12 protein-coding genes are annotated in these 14,180 nt (G+C 67.7%); 6 read left to right on the forward strand and 6 right to left on the reverse strand.

Features of this window, described 5'->3' with window-relative positions:
* Positions 1–10: 10 nt before the first annotated feature.
* Positions 11–631, reverse strand: coding sequence for a TetR/AcrR family transcriptional regulator (locus FOE78_RS00800; protein WP_143984640.1), 621 nt, complete (start codon positions 629–631; stop codon positions 11–13).
* Positions 632–696: 65 nt separating this feature from the next.
* On the opposite strand from FOE78_RS00800, the gene FOE78_RS00805 reads away from it, so the two are divergent.
* Entirely contained in the window at positions 697–1,962 is a 1,266-nt protein-coding gene (locus tag FOE78_RS00805) for a glycosyltransferase (RefSeq protein WP_143984641.1), read from the forward strand.
* Positions 1,963–2,005: 43 nt separating this feature from the next.
* Here the strand turns inward: FOE78_RS00805 and FOE78_RS00810 are convergent, their stop codons facing one another.
* On the reverse strand, positions 2,006–2,983 hold the full coding sequence (locus FOE78_RS00810; protein ID WP_323125707.1) for an aldo/keto reductase: 978 nt from the start codon (positions 2,981–2,983) through the stop codon (positions 2,006–2,008).
* Between the two features lie 117 nt (positions 2,984–3,100).
* On the opposite strand from FOE78_RS00810, the gene FOE78_RS00815 reads away from it, so the two are divergent.
* Both FOE78_RS00815 and FOE78_RS00820 read left to right on the forward strand, forming a co-directional pair.
* Complete coding sequence (locus FOE78_RS00815) at positions 3,101–3,487, forward strand: phage holin family protein (protein ID WP_143984642.1); 387 nt, start codon at positions 3,101–3,103, stop codon at positions 3,485–3,487.
* Positions 3,484–3,972, forward strand: coding sequence for a low molecular weight protein-tyrosine-phosphatase (locus FOE78_RS00820; protein ID WP_143984643.1), 489 nt, complete (start codon positions 3,484–3,486; stop codon positions 3,970–3,972). The genes FOE78_RS00815 and FOE78_RS00820 overlap by 4 nt, the downstream gene beginning before the upstream one ends.
* A gap of 62 nt (positions 3,973–4,034) precedes the next feature.
* Here the strand turns inward: FOE78_RS00820 and FOE78_RS00825 are convergent, their stop codons facing one another.
* From FOE78_RS00825 to FOE78_RS00840, 4 genes are all read right to left on the reverse strand, one after another.
* Positions 4,035–4,928: a M56 family metallopeptidase gene (locus FOE78_RS00825; RefSeq protein ID WP_143984644.1), complete on the reverse strand. Its 894-nt coding sequence runs from the start codon at positions 4,926–4,928 to the stop codon at positions 4,035–4,037.
* Positions 4,925–5,338, reverse strand: a complete 414-nt coding sequence (locus tag FOE78_RS00830) for a BlaI/MecI/CopY family transcriptional regulator (RefSeq protein WP_210414746.1) — start codon at positions 5,336–5,338, stop codon at positions 4,925–4,927. The genes FOE78_RS00825 and FOE78_RS00830 overlap by 4 nt, the downstream gene beginning before the upstream one ends.
* A 209-nt stretch (positions 5,339–5,547) precedes the next feature.
* A complete protein-coding gene (locus FOE78_RS00835) occupies positions 5,548–8,019 on the reverse strand; it encodes a YhgE/Pip domain-containing protein (protein ID WP_143984646.1) in 2,472 nt (823 codons plus the stop codon).
* A gap of 59 nt (positions 8,020–8,078) precedes the next feature.
* Positions 8,079–10,847: an MMPL family transporter gene (locus FOE78_RS00840; protein ID WP_143984647.1), complete on the reverse strand. Its 2,769-nt coding sequence runs from the start codon at positions 10,845–10,847 to the stop codon at positions 8,079–8,081.
* Between the two features lie 219 nt (positions 10,848–11,066).
* Here FOE78_RS00840 and FOE78_RS00845 point away from each other — a divergent pair, with 219 nt between their 5' ends.
* From FOE78_RS00845 to FOE78_RS00855, 3 genes are all read left to right on the forward strand, one after another.
* A complete protein-coding gene (locus FOE78_RS00845; RefSeq protein ID WP_143984648.1) occupies positions 11,067–11,747 on the forward strand; it encodes a TetR/AcrR family transcriptional regulator in 681 nt (226 codons plus the stop codon).
* A gap of 94 nt (positions 11,748–11,841) precedes the next feature.
* The gene (locus FOE78_RS00850; RefSeq protein WP_143988428.1) at positions 11,842–12,537 is read left to right on the forward strand and encodes a response regulator transcription factor; all 696 of its coding nucleotides are present in this window, start codon (positions 11,842–11,844) and stop codon (positions 12,535–12,537) included.
* Positions 12,538–12,818: 281 nt separating this feature from the next.
* On the forward strand, positions 12,819–14,138 hold the full coding sequence (locus FOE78_RS00855; RefSeq protein WP_143988429.1) for a HAMP domain-containing sensor histidine kinase: 1,320 nt from the start codon (positions 12,819–12,821) through the stop codon (positions 14,136–14,138).
* Positions 14,139–14,180 lie beyond the last annotated feature (42 nt).

Genomic DNA, 14,180 nt, shown 5'->3' on the forward strand with positions numbered 1-14,180 from the left:
CTGATGGCGGCTACCGGGTCGCGCCGAGAACTCCATCGACCAATTGACGGAGGTCACTCTTTGCCTGGGTGACGCTGCGGCCGTCCAGGTGGCGCAGCTGGTGCCAGGTGGCCACGTCGAGAACGGTTGCCAGCAGCCCGGCTACGACCTTGCGCCGGCCAGGAGCGAGGACGGCCAGCTGCGGTCCGAACACCGATTCGACCCAGGCCCGATGCGCTTGCCGGCCGTAGCGGACAGCATCCGCGACGCCGTCGGAGCGTTCGGCCTGCGCTCGCATCCGCATCGCCCCCAACCCGGTCTGCTCGTAGTCGCCGATCACGGTGGTGATGATCGACGCTGGATCACCAGGGCGCGCCCGCGAGCGATAGTCGGTGACCCGAGGGCCGACGAGCTCGACGATCCCGCGCAGGTAGACGCCTTCCTTGGATCCGAAGTGATTGATCACCGTCGGCTGCGAGACGCCGGCCGCACCGGCGATGTCGGCCAGGCTCACCTCGTCGTACCAGCGTTTGTCGAAGAGTTGTTCGGCTGCCCGCAGGATCGCCTGACGTGTCTGCTGAACGGCCTGCGCCCGCGCTCCGAGTCGATAGCCACGGCGCGGCCGAGGTTCATTTTCGCTTCTCCTTGACACAAGTCAATTGTAGCGCGCATAATCGAAACCGTCATCGTCGCCACACACGAATCGGGGAAAATCTGATGGCGCGCATCCTCGCTTACACACCACCCGCAACCGGCCACGCGTTTCCGCTGGTGTCAGGCTTGCTCACACTGCAACGCTACGGCCACACGGTCCATGTGCGGACGTCGCCACGGATCGTCGACGTGCTCCGCCGGGCCGGCCTGGAGACATCAGCCCTCGGCCCTGACGTCCTGGGGTCCGAATCCGACAACGGCGCGGCCGCCGGCAAGCCCGGCCAATTGGCCACCGGCCTGCAGGAGGTGCTTCGTCGCGGATCGGCCGAGATGGCTGATCTTGATGCTGCGGTGGGCGCAGTCCGGCCGGACGTGCTGCTCGTGGACGGCATGGCGTACGGGGCACTGACCCGTGCCGAAGCCGGCGGCCTGCCCTGGGCACTCACATTGCCGTCACTGCTGCCAATGCGCGAGCCCGGCATCCCTCCGTACAGCCTGGGGATGCGGCCGGCGCGCACACCGATCGGACGCGCCCGGGATGCCGTGCTTTGGCCGATCGTCGAACGCGCCTTCGGCAGGGCGCTGCTGCCCGGAATCAACGGCCTGCGCCGGGAGGTCGGCCTCCCGGCGTTCACCTCACCGCTGGACGTCTACAACACCCCCAACCTCGTGATCGCGATGACCGGGGAGCCGATCGAGTACCGGCGTCACCGGCTTCCGGGCAATGTCCGGATGGTCGGCTTCCAACCGTGGGATCCGCCCGCACCGGGCCCGGACTACCTGCGCCAGGCGGGTGATCCGTGGATCCTGGTGACCTGCTCCACCGACTACCAGGGCGACGAATCACTGGCCCAGGTCGTCGCCGCAGCGCTGGCCGGCCGACCGTACCGAGTGTTGATCACGTTGGCCGACAGCTACGGCAGGGTCGACCTCCCGACCGCACCCAACATCTTCGTCGAGCGGTTCGCCCCACACGCCGCCGCGCTCCAGCACGCAGCCCTGGTGATCACCCACTCCGGCATGGGCATTGTCGGCAAGGCCACTCGAGCCGGAGTTCCGGTGGTCGCGGTGCCGTTCGGGCGCGACCAGCCGGAGATCGCACGTCGCGTGGTCGAAGCCGGCACCGGCGTCCGACTACCGGCCGCACGGCTGACCACCGAGCGGGTTCGCACCGCGGTCCGAAGCGCCGTCGCCCTGCAGCCACGAGCCGCGCAGGTGGCCGCCCGACTCGCGCTGACCGATCCGGCCACCGACTTCGCCGATGCGGTCAGTGAACTGATCACCTCTGCACGGCCGACGTTGATCGGCCCGGCGGGCAGATCTGACTGACCATTGCCGCGTCGACGCGGTGAGCCGGCTGTGGACTCGGCGGTCAGCGCGGCAGTTCGGCCGGCAGCCGCGGCGTGTACGGCGCCTCCAGCCGGGCGATCTCGGTCTCGGTCAGGTCAAGCTCGACCGAGGCCAGCGCGTCGGCCAGGTGCTCTGGCTTGCTCATGCCGACGATCGGCGCGGTGACCACCGGGTTCGCACTCACCCAGGCCAGCGCCACCTGGGCCGGTGCGACACCGCGTACCGCGGCAATGTCCAACACTGCTTGGACGATCTCGCGATCGCTGTCCTGGTAGAGGCTCTTGCCGAATTGATCGGTCTCCAGCCGTTGGGTGCTCTGATCCCAGGGCCGGGTCAGCCGACCGCGGGCCAGCGGACTCCACGGGATCAGCCCGACACCAAGATCATCACACAGCGGCAGCATCTCCCGTTCCTCCTCGCGGGCGAGCAGGTTGTAGTGATCTTGCATGCTGACGAACGGCGTCCAACCCCCTGCCATGGCAACGTACTGCGCCTTGGAGAACTGCCAGGCGTACATCGAGGAGGCGCCGAGGTAGCGAGCCTTGCCGGCCTTGACCACGTCGTGCAGCGCCTCCATGGTTTCCTCGATCGGTGTGATCGGGTCCCACCGATGGATCTGGTAGAGGTCGACGTAGTCGGTGCCGAGCCGGCGCAGCGAGTTGTCGATCTCCTGCAGAATCGCCTTGCGGGACAGGCCACCTCCGTTCGGTCCGTCGCTCATCCGGCCGTGCACTTTGGTGGCCAGCACGATGTTGTCCCGCTGAGCGAAGTCGCGCAACGCCCGGCCGGTGATCTCCTCACTGGTGCCGGCGGCGTACACGTTGGCGGTGTCGAAGAAGTTGATCCCGGCCTCGATCGCGTGCTGGATCAGATCGCGCGCTGCGTCCTCCTGCAGCGTCCACGGCCGTCCCTTCGCCGGATCCCCCCAGGACATGCAGCCCACACAGATCGGCGACACTTCCAGCCCGGTGTGGCCCAGCCGTACGTATTCCATGATCATCTCCCGTCGCGATCGCACCCCTTTGCGCCCAACCTATTCCTTGCCCACCTCCCGCGTTCTCGCACCTGGGCGGGATCCGGCTGACGGAGCGTCGGCTGACGTGACAGGATCGAAGTCATGAGATGGCTCCTTCGGCTGCTGGTGAACGCGGCCGCGCTGGCGTTGGCGACCTGGCTGCTCAGCGGCATCACGTTGACCGGGGCGACAGACACCGACAAGGTGCTGATGATGCTGGCGGTGGCGCTGATCTTCGGCATCGTGAACGCGATCGTCAAGCCGCTGTTCAAGCTGGTGACGTTGCCGATCCTGTTGCTCACGCTCGGTCTGTTCCTGCTGGTGATTAATGCGCTGATGTTGATGTTGACGTCGTGGTTGGCCGGATTGTTCAACCTGGGTTGGCATGTCGACGGTTTCTGGACCGCGGTGCTGGGCGCGTTGATCGTCTCGGTGGTGAGCTGGCTGCTGAACACGTTCATCCCGGACAAGCACGAGGAGCGGCGGTGACCGGCTCGGAGCTGTCGGTGATCTTCGTCTGCTGGGGCAACATCTGCCGGTCCCCGATCGCCGAACGGGTCGCCGAGAAGTACGCCGCCGACGGGGGCCTGACCGGTGTCGCATTCAGCAGCGCCGCGACCAGCACCGAGGAGCTCGGCGAACCGATGGATCGGCGTGCGACCGAGGTGCTGCGCCGCCACGGCTATCGCACCGGTGATCATGTCGCGCATCAGATCCAGCCGTCCGAGCTCGCCGATGCGGATCTGGTGATCGCGATGGAGCCGCTACACATCGACCGGATGGGCCGGATCGGCGACAGCAGCCGCGTCCGGTTGCTGACCGATTTCGATCCCGACGCCGAGCCGGGCTCGGGAGTGCCCGATCCCTGGTACGGCGGCCCGGAGGGCTTCGACGACACTCTGGCCGCGGTGGAGGCGGCCATGCCCGGCGTCCTTGATCAGGTACGAGACCTGCAACGGGACTCCGTACGCTGACGCCGTTCCCAGCGATCGCCCCCAGCTCCGATCCAGCCACCGGCTCCGGTCCAGCTGCCGGTTCAGGCGGCCAGGGCCAGCCGCTGCCTGATCCGCCAGGCCCGCAACCCGAGCGTCGGATCGTGTTCGGCCTCGGCGATCTTGGTCAATGCCGACACCAGCGGTCGGCCGCCGCAACGACGGGCGGCGGCGTCATCGGCGATCAGCTCGATCAGCAACCCGGTGGCCCGGCCCAGCTCACGTGCGGTCCGCGAGGTCGGCAGACAGGCCTGGTTGAGCACCGCCAGCCGGGAGAAGATCAGATGCCCACCTCGCAGATGCGCCCGCTCATGCTCCACCACCGCCCGCAGTTCGTCGGCCGACAACGCGAGGTCGAGCCCGGACGAAACGATCACCTCCGCTGACGCGCCCGACTTGTCAGCGTTGGAAGGCGCCATGGCGCTCTGTGCCGCTGACAGGTCGGTGGCGTGGCGCCGGTGCAGGCCGCAGGCGATCAACCGGCGGCTGGTCACGTACGTCACCGGGGTGCCGGCGATCAGCTCGCGCCGATAGCCCGCGCGGGCGACCAGTTCGTTCACCTCGGCCCGGATCCGTCGTTGCGCCAAGATCAACTTCTGGGTACGGGTGGCGACCAGGCTGATCAACGCGCCGCCGATCGCCAGCGCCGACCAGCCGATGATGCCGCCGACCACCCGCGTCGCCGGGCCGATCCAATCGACCGCGCCGAAGCCGAACGAGTTGGCCAGGGTGTCGCCGTCGACCTGGATCCGCCAGCCTTCCCAGACCGCGACGGTGCCGGAGGCGACGGCCGCGGCGACACCGGTGAGGAACAGCAGGTACCACAGCGACAGACACAGCCGCGGATAGTGCACCCGCCAATGTCCGCGGGTCAGCAGCTGCGGGGCCGACACCAGCGTGATCACCGCGTACGCCGCCAGCGCGAGCGCGATGATCATCCGCGGTCCTTGACTCCGCCGGACGAGTCGGCCCTGGAGCCGGGCCGGGTACGCCGCCGGTCCCTTCCCTCCAGGGCACGCCGCAACAGCTCGGCGTCGGCACGGTCCAGGTCGCCGGCGAATCGGAGCAGCACCGCCTGCCGGTCGCCGGTCGTCTCCAGTGACTGCAACATGTTCTCCACCGCATGGTCGGACTCGGACCGGGTCGCGGTGAAGGTGATGTTGGTCTTCGCATCCGAGCGCGTGACCAGGCCCTTGCGCCGCAGCCGGTCCAGCACCGTGAGCACGGTGGTGACGGCCGGCGCCGAACCCTCGAATCCCGCTTGGAGTTCCTTGGCCGTCCGCGGCGCGTCGGCGTCCCAGAGCAGCCGCATCACATCGGCCTCCAACTGGCCCCGATCCCGCGTCACCCGACAACCTCCGCTCGCTCCTGCCCGGCCGATCATACGGCGCCCCGCGCCAACTACGCGCTCCCGGCTCCGGCGCAGCCGGGGGTCGTCGGCCCGGCGCCGAAAGCCCGCACGTGCTGGAAAATACGGCCGAACCAACCCCGACCCGGCCCGAGAACCCAGCACGTGCTGGAAAGTTCGGGACGGGACCTAACCTCGAGCGGGGTGGGTCAGCCGACGGCGGGGACGATCGAGGGGGCAACCCGGCGGCGGACGACGGCCAGGATGCCGGCCACGGCACCGATCACCAGCCAGGCGATCAGTACGCCGATCTGGTCGCCGGCCGAGGAGCCGGTGATGATCGCCCGGGCACCGTCCAACGCCGGGGTGGTCGGCAGGTACGGCCGGATCACACCGAACAAGTCCGGCAGTGCGGTGGTCAGCGCACCCGCGGTGGCCAGCACCGCGACCGCAAGCGAGACGAACCGTCCGATGCCGCCGAACCACGCCACCAGGGCATGGTTGACCACCGCGAACGCGATCGCCGCCAGCAGCGCGAAGCCCAACAGGCCGAACGTCCGCCCGACCGACAGGTCGAGCAGCACGCCCATCATCACCGACAGCACGACCGCCTGCGCGGCGCCGATGACGACGCCGGGAGCGATGCCTTCCAGCGCCAGCCGGAGTGACGACTTCGACGAGCCGAACGCGTCCCGCGGCACCGCCCGGACCACCAGGTAGGTGGCCAGCCCGCCGATCCACAGCGCCAGCGCCATCAACAGCGTGGTGGTCACCACGTTGGAGAAGAGCTCGTCGGACTGATCGGCGGCCACCGGCGCGCTGGCCACCTTGGCCAGCTGGGTGCGGTCGTTCTTGGAGTACGACGGCAGCTGGTCGGCCGCCTTCGCCAGCCCGTCGGCCAGGCTCTTGGTGCCGTCGGCCAACTGAGTGCCGCCGGTGTGCAGCTGGGTCAGCCCCTTGGTCAGCTGGGCCGAACCGGTGGCGGACTGTTTGGTGCCTGTCGCCAGTTGATCACCGGCGTCGGCGAGCTTGCCGGTGCCGTCGCTCAGCTTGGTCGCCCCGGAGCTCAACTGGGTGGCGCCCTTGCTGAGCTTGGCGGTGCCGTCGGCCAGTTTGCCGGTCGCGTCGTGGATGCCGGAGACGCCGGTCTGCAGCTGCTTCGCGCCGGCGGCCAGCTTGCCGACGCCGGTGCCGAGTTGATCACCGCTCTTGCTGATCGTGGTTCCGGAGGTGCCGAGCTTGGTGCCTCTGCTGGCCAGCTTCTCGCCGCCCTTGGTCAGCTTGGTGCCGGCCTGTTTCAGCTGCTTGAGGTCGCCGGTGCCTCCGGTCGAGGCCCCGGAGAGGCTCTTCTGCAGATCGGCCGATCCGCTGATGATCCTCTTGCCTGCTTCGGAGTTCGAGCCGACTCCCTGCTTGACGCCGGCGGCCGTGCCCTCGGCGCCGGTCTTCAATCCCTGTTGCATACCGGCGATGTAGGCCCCGCAGGTGGTCGCGTCCCAGCCCTGCTTGGTGCACATCGCCTGGATCTGTTGCTTGTTCCTCGATGCCGTCGGATCGGCCTGGTTGATCACGGCCTGGGATGCGCCGTCGGCTGCCTTGTCCACACCCTTGACGTAGCTCGACGTGCCGGCCGCGTACTGCGTCAACTGTCCGGTGGCCGCCGACGACTTCTGCATGCCCTTGATCAACTGGTTGACACCGCCGACGTACTGATCAACGCCGTCGGCGTAGCCCGACACACCGTCGGTGTACTTCTTCACGCCGTCGGCGTACTTGCCGACGCCCTTGGTGTATTTCGTCACCCCGGTGGAGGTCTGCTTGGCGCCCTTGCTGAAGTCGCCCATCGACGTGTCCAGCTTGCCGACACCCTTGTCCAGCTTGGAAACTCCGCCGCTGGTCTGCTTCAACCCGGTGGCCAGTTGCTCGGCTCCGGTGGCCAGTTGGGTGGACCCGGTGTCCGTCTGGTCGAGACCAGTGGACAGTTGCTTGGTTCCGTCGCCGAGTTGATCAAGACCGTTGGTCAGCTTCTGCGACCCGGCGGCCGACTTGCCGATCCCGTCGCTGAGCCGGCTGGCACCGTCGTTCAGCTTGTCCGCGCCGTCGGCCGATTTCTTCATCCCGGCAGAGGTCTGGTTGAAGCCGAGATAGAGGTTGTCCAGGTAGGACTTGGTCAGCTGATTGTTCATCGACGACACCGCAGCCGCGGAGATCGCCTGCGCGATCGCCGAGTCGGTCACCCCGGACACGTTCGAGGTGGCGATGTCGAGGGTCGCCTGTTCGGCCTTGTCCCCCGTGTTCTTCGAGTACGAGGTGGCGTCGGCGGAGAAGTTCTTCGGAATGGTGACCACGGCCGCGTACTGACCGTCGGCCAGCCCGTCGGCGGCGTCATCGGAGTCGGTGATCACCCAGTCGAAGTTGTTCCGGTTCGCGTTGTCGTTCTTGGATCCGGCGTCCACCAGTCCACCGGCCAGCTGCCGTCCCAGCGGTACGGTCTGCCCGTTGATCTTGGCGCCGGCGTCGTTGTTCACGATCGCCGCCTGCACCTTGCCCCAACGCGAACTCGAATTCCAGGTGGCCGCCAGGAATCCTCCCGCGACGATCATCGGGACCAGCAGCACGCCGACCACCGACACCCAGCTCAGCCGCCGCTTGCCGGTCGTACGTTCAAGACGGAACATCATGCTTTCCCTTGCTCTGTTGCTTTTCTGTCGGTACGCGGTTGGTTGGTCTGCGCCGCGCTTCAGACGGTTGCGGGCGCGAGTCGGTGATCTTCACTGCCGATCGGCGCCAGCCGCAGCTGCAGGTAACTGCTCGGCAGCAGCGACGCCATCCGTTCCGGATCGGCGGTGGACAGCACCAGACCCCGACCGCTGGTCCGGCAGTCGTTGATCAACTCCGACAAGGCGCCGACCGGGGCGCCGTGCTCCAGCCGTTCGACGTGGTCGACCATGATCACCTTCGCCCGGTGATCACGCGACGCACTGATCGCGGCGACCTGGTCGTCGACCGCGGCCAGGTCGACCAACCGGACTCGGCGGCGTACGGCTCCGGCTTGTTGCGGCAGTACCGAACCGACGGCTTTCAGCTTGCCCGTGGTCGGTCGCATGCGTCCGGACAAGGTCCACAGCAGGCTGGACCGGGCCTCGGCGTCCTCACCGCCGACCACCAGCACCTGGCCGGGCAGCAGCTCCATGTCGGTCCGATCGAAGATCAACTTCTCGCCGCCGCGCTGCTGGGTGCGGACGGTCAATCCCTCGGCGCTGATCAGCGCCCGACTGTCCGGTTGCGGCCAGTCGCGCAGCTCGATTAGGCGGGCCAGACCGGCCCCCTCCACGTCGAACGACGGCAGTCGCTTGTCGATCCATTTCGGTAGCTTCCAGGCGCTCTTTCCCAACAGGGCAAGGACTGCCGGCACCAACGTCATCCGGACGATGAAGGCGTCGACGAAGACACCGGTGGCCAGCCCGACCGCGATCGACTTGATGGTGGAGTCACCCTCGGGGATGAATGCGGCGAACACCGAGAACATGATCACCGCGGCCGCGGTCACCACCCGAGCGGAACTGATGAAGCCGGTCCGGATCGCTCGCTGCGCATCACCTCCGTGTACGTAGTCCTCCCGGATCCGGGAGACCAGGAACACCTCGTAGTCCATCGCCAGCCCGAACAGGATGCCCATCAGCACGATCGGCAGGAAGCTCAGCACCGGGCCCTGGCTGTCCACGTTGAGAAGATCGGACAGGAAGCCGTGCTGGAAGACCAGGGTGACCACGCCGAACGATGCGCCGACGCTGAGCAGGTAGCCGACCGCCGCCTTCAACGGCACCGCGATCGAGCGGAACACCATCATCAGCAACACCAGCGACAGCCCGACGACGAGAATCCCGAACGGGAGCAGGGCATCGCCGAGCTTGTCCGACACGTCGATCGCGATCGCGGTACTGCCGGTGACGGCGATCGCCGTGCCGTGCTCCCGCTCGAATCCGGGAGCAAGATCACGAATCCGCTGGACGAGTTGCTTGGTCTGTTCGGAGTCGCCGGCCGAGCTCGGTACGACCTGGACGATGCCGGTGTCCGCGTTCTGGTTCGGTGTCGCCAGCGGCACGCTCGCCACCCCGGGCAGGTCCTCGATCTCGGACTTGAGGTCGTCCATCACGCCGAGCGGATCGCTGGAGGTGACGATGTTCGCGGTGACGATCAGCGGCGCGTTGTAGCCCGGCCCGAAGTACTTGCCGATCAGATCGAAGGTGACCCGGGCCGGTGAACCGGCCGCAGCACTTCCGTTGTCCGGAAGGGCGAGCTCGAGCCCACGGGCCGGCAGAGCCAGCGCACCCAACCCGCCGACGATCACCACCACGGTCAGGATCGGGATCTTGGTCGCCACCTTCACCCAGCCCGCGAAGAAGCGCTGAGCGCCCCGCAGCTCGGGCACCCGAGCACCGTCCGACGCCTTGCTCAGAGCGCTCTGCTTGCGTTCCTTGCGGCTGGGCTTGGGGCGCAGGCGGTCGCCGGCCAGGCCGAGCATGGCGGGCAACAGGGTGAGGGCGATGGCCACGGCGATGGCGACGCCGATGGCGGCGGCGACACCCATCGTGGTCAGGAACGGGATACCCGCCACCCCGAGGCCGGCCAGCGCAATCATCACGGTCAGGCCGGCGAAGACGACGGCCGAGCCGGCGGTGGCGACCGAGCGGGCGGCCGACTCCTCGGCGTCCATCCCGTCGCGAAGTTGATCACGGTGCCGGGAGATGATGAACAGCGCGTAGTCGATGCCGACCGCCAGGCCGAGCATCAGGGCCAGCATCGGCGTGGACGAGTTGATGGTGGCGACCCCCGTCGCCGCCATGATCCCGGCCATCGTGATGATCACCCCGAGAATCGCGTTCAGCAACGGCATTCCCGCCGCGACGAACGAGCCGAGGGTGATCATCAGCACCACCAGCGCGACCACCACGCCGACCACCTCGGTGATGCTGATGGAGACCGAATCCATGCTGTAGGCGTCTCCGCCGGCAGAGGCCTGGGAGCCGGGCACGGCATCCTGCAGCTGCTCGGTGATCTTGCTGACCTGCTCGGTGGTGGCGTCGGTGACGTCGGCCCGTTCGCCGTCGAACTGGACGGTGATCAGCGCCGCCTGGCCGTTGTCGGAGATCGCGTCGGCGACCTGCTTGGAATACGGCGAGGACACGGCCTGGACCTGATCGAGCTTCTCGAACTTGTCGATCGCGACGTTGATCGCCTGCTTGACCTCGCTGTCGCGGACGGTCTCACCGTCCGGCGCGACCATGATCACCTGCGCCGAGGTGCCGCTGACCTGCGGGAAGGTTCGCTGCAGTTGGGTCAGTGCCTGTTGCGACGACGTGCCCGGCAGCGAGAACGAGTTGTCGAAGGACTTCCCCAGGCCGAGCGCGGCCAATCCGGCGACGACGAGCACCGCCAGCCAGATCCCGAGCACCCGAAGCCGATGCCGGTAGGCCATTCGGCCGAGTCCGTAGAGAAAAGTCGACACGGAGCCTCCATGGCGCTTGGACAACGTACGCGATGGCGACCCGGCGCTGGATCACGCAACGATGGGATTCAGGAACGATTGGATACAGTACTGTATCCGGATACAGAACTGTATCCGCGCTGATGCGACCTGCGCCACAGTCGATCCGACCGGCACAGCTGACGACAGCCCCGCACCACAGATGGCCCTCAGGCTAGGTTTGGGGCGAGGGGTGAATCGATGACCAGCAGTACGGCGGCGCAGGCCGCCTCGGTGAGCGCACCGTCCGCGCGGCGTACCCAGACCCGCGAGCGGCTGATCAATGCGGCCGTCGGCGTCTTCGCCGAACGCGGCATCATCGGTGCCAGCGTGGAGGAGATCAGCGACCGAGCGGGCTTCACCCGGGGCGCCTTCTACTCCAACTTCGCCGACAAGGACGCGCTGGTGCTGGCCATCGTTCAGCACGACGCCGAGCGGGATCTGCAAGCCGTGCAGGACATCTCGGAGGCGCTGATGAACAACGCCGAGCTCGCCGCCAGTGCGCCGGAATCCTTGATCAACATCGCCCTGACCCGGTTGTTCGGCGACGCCGCTCACGACCGGGACGCGATGCTGGCGCGGCACGAGATGAAGCTGTATGCGATCCGCCGGCCCGCGCTGCGGACGGCCTATCGCAGCTACCTGGACGAGTTGTACGGACGGATCGGCGGACTGGTCGACCGGGCGATGACGGCGATCGGGATCGAGTTCACTGTCGACTACCAGGTCGCCATCCCGATGCTGCACGCCTGTTCGGACCACATCGAGATGGGTGCACTGCTGGCCGACGCACCGGCCGACACCGCGCCGATGGAGGCGCTGATCAAGGCCATCAGCCGACCCGTCGGCGGTTGCTCCGAAGGCGGCCAACACACGTCCTAACGCCGGATTGCGGCTCCGGTCGGGCAAGATGGGCCCCAGCACTTCGCCGGTGATGGGCGTTCCGGGTTTCGACAACGGGAGTCAGATGTCAGACATGCACGTGCTGGTCGTCGATGACGACCAGGCGGTGAGGGATTCGCTGCGCCGGTCGCTGGCCTACAACGGCTATCAGGTGAGCACGGCCGGCGACGGTCTGGAGGCGCTGGCCCGGCTGGGCGCGGTCCGTCCGGACGCGGTGATCATGGACGTGATGATGCCGAAACTGGACGGCCTGGAGGCCACCCGGATGCTGCGGTCGGCGGGCAACGACGTACCCATCCTGGTGCTCACCGCACGCGACGCCGTCGGCGATCGGGTGGACGGGCTGGACGCCGGCGCCGACGACTACATGGTCAAGCCGTTCGCTCTGGACGAGTTGCTGGCCCGGCTGCGGGCGCTGGTCCGGCGGGCCGGCACCGTCGCGGACTCGGCCGATCCGTCCACCCACAGCATCAGCTTCAGTGATCTGGCGCTCAACACCCACACCCGCGAGGTGATCCGGGGCGGCCGTTCGATCACGCTGACCCGAACCGAATTCGCCCTGCTCGAGGCGTTCATGGACCATCCGCGCCGGGTGCTGGAGCGGTCCTGGCTGCTGAACGAGGTCTGGGGTTTCGACTTCCCCACCACGGCGAACTCGCTCGAGGTCTACATCGGCTACCTGCGCCGCAAGACCGAGGCCGAAGGCGAGCCGCGACTGATCCACACCGTACGCGGCGTGGGTTACGTGCTCCGCGAGACGCCCCCGTGATCTGTGGATCGTGATCCGCAGTGGCCGATCAACCGCACGACGACAACCCACCCGGCAACCATGATCAACAGGCAGTTGATGATGAGCTGACACCGGCCGATGATCATGATCAACGAGATGTTGATCATGACGACGACTGGGGGCCTCCGGAGCCTCGGGTGCTGCGGATCCGTGGCACCCAGCTGGTCATCCCGGGGTCGTTGATCCTTCGCTTCCGCGGGTTCCTGCGTACGTTCTCGCTGCAGACCCGGGTCACCGTGCTGACCGCGGTCGCCGTGGCGATGGCGGTTGCGGTCACCGGCGCGGCGGCGTACCTGACCACCCGAGTGGCGCTCTACCAGCAGCTCGACTCCCAGCTGCTGGACCTGGCCACCACGGTGGCGACGCCGATCGGCGACGACCCGCAGGATCTCGGCAACGTCAACGCAACCGCCTTGCAGGCGGCCACCGTGAGCGCGGCGCTGGTCCGGGCCAACGGGCAGATCTATCAACTGCCACAGGCGCAGGTGGACCTCAGACCGGGCGCGCCCGAGTTGGCCGTGGCCCGGCTGGGCAGCAGCCGTTCGGTGCGGACCGCGTTGGCCTCCAACGGCGAGCCGTATCGTGTGGTCGCGGTGCCGGTGCCCAATTCTGATCTTGCTCTGGTGCTCGGCCGGCCGCTGCGGCAGACGAACTTGATCTTGAGTTCGCTCTGGCTGGTGTTGGTGATCTTCGGTGCCGCCGGGGTGGTCTGGGCAGCGATTGCGGGCTCGGCGGTGGCCAGATCCGGCCTGCGTCCGGTCCGGCGACTTACTGCGGCCGCCGAGCACGTGGCCGACACCGATGATCTTGCTCCGATCGCGGTCACCGGGAACGACGAGCTGTCCCGGCTGGCCGACTCGTTCAACCAGATGCTGCGTTCGCTGGCCCAGTCCCGGGAACGGCAGAAGCAGCTGATCGCCGACACCGGGCACGAGCTGCGGACGCCGTTGACCAGTCTGCGGACCAACATCGAGCTGCTGGTGGCCGACGAGAAGCAGGGCAACCTGCCGCCTGCTGCGCGGGACGAGATCCTCGGCGACGTGTCGGCCCAGCTCGCCGAATTCACCAGCCTGATCGGCGATCTGGTGCAGCTGGCCCGAGATGATCAGGTCACCCCGGCGCCGGAGCCGATCGACTTCCGCAACGTGGTGAATGCCGCCCTGGAACGCGCCCGGCGGCGCGGTCCGGGGCTGCACTTCGACGTCGAGCTCAACCCGTTCTATGTGGTCGGCGAGGCGGACACACTGGAGCGGGCGATCACCAACCTGCTGGACAACGCGGTCAAGTGGAGCCCGCCGGGCGGCACCATCCGGGTGCAGTTGGAGGGCGATCGGCTGCGGGTAGCCGACGAGGGCCCGGGCATCGCCGAGAAGGATCTGCCGTACATCTTCGACCGGTTCTATCGGGCGGATACCTCCCGCAACACTCCCGGCACCGGGCTCGGGTTGTCGATCGTGGCGCAGACGGTGGCCCGGCACGGCGGCACCGTGCAGGTCGCCCGGTCCGCGCAGGGTGGCGCCGAATTCACCGTACGACTCCCCGGCTCGACCACCTTCGAGGGCCTGAACCTCCCCCACTGAGCCGACTTGTCAGTCGCTGGTGTGGCTATGACCAAACCACCG

Origin of the sequence: Microlunatus elymi, assembly GCF_007362775.1 — a bacterium.
Classification (GTDB): domain Bacteria; phylum Actinomycetota; class Actinomycetes; order Propionibacteriales; family Propionibacteriaceae; genus Microlunatus; species Microlunatus elymi.

Bases quoted from the DNA above. Each gene is read 5' to 3' on its own strand.
- FOE78_RS00810 (WP_323125707.1), bottom strand. From the start codon at position 2,983: ATGATCATGGAATACGTACGGCTGGGCCACACCGGGCTGGAAGTGTCG.
- FOE78_RS00855 (WP_143988429.1), top strand. From the start codon at position 12,819: ATGGCGGTTGCGGTCACCGGCGCGGCGGCGTACCTGACCACCCGAGTG.
- FOE78_RS00835 (WP_143984646.1), bottom strand. From the start codon at position 8,019: ATGATGTTCCGTCTTGAACGTACGACCGGCAAGCGGCGGCTGAGCTGG.
- FOE78_RS00815 (WP_143984642.1), top strand. From the start codon at position 3,101: ATGAGATGGCTCCTTCGGCTGCTGGTGAACGCGGCCGCGCTGGCGTTG.
- FOE78_RS00845 (WP_143984648.1), top strand. From the start codon at position 11,067: ATGACCAGCAGTACGGCGGCGCAGGCCGCCTCGGTGAGCGCACCGTCC.
- FOE78_RS00850 (WP_143988428.1), top strand. From the start codon at position 11,842: ATGCACGTGCTGGTCGTCGATGACGACCAGGCGGTGAGGGATTCGCTG.
- FOE78_RS00805 (WP_143984641.1), top strand. From the start codon at position 697: ATGGCGCGCATCCTCGCTTACACACCACCCGCAACCGGCCACGCGTTT.
- FOE78_RS00825 (WP_143984644.1), bottom strand. From the start codon at position 4,928: ATGATCATCGCGCTCGCGCTGGCGGCGTACGCGGTGATCACGCTGGTG.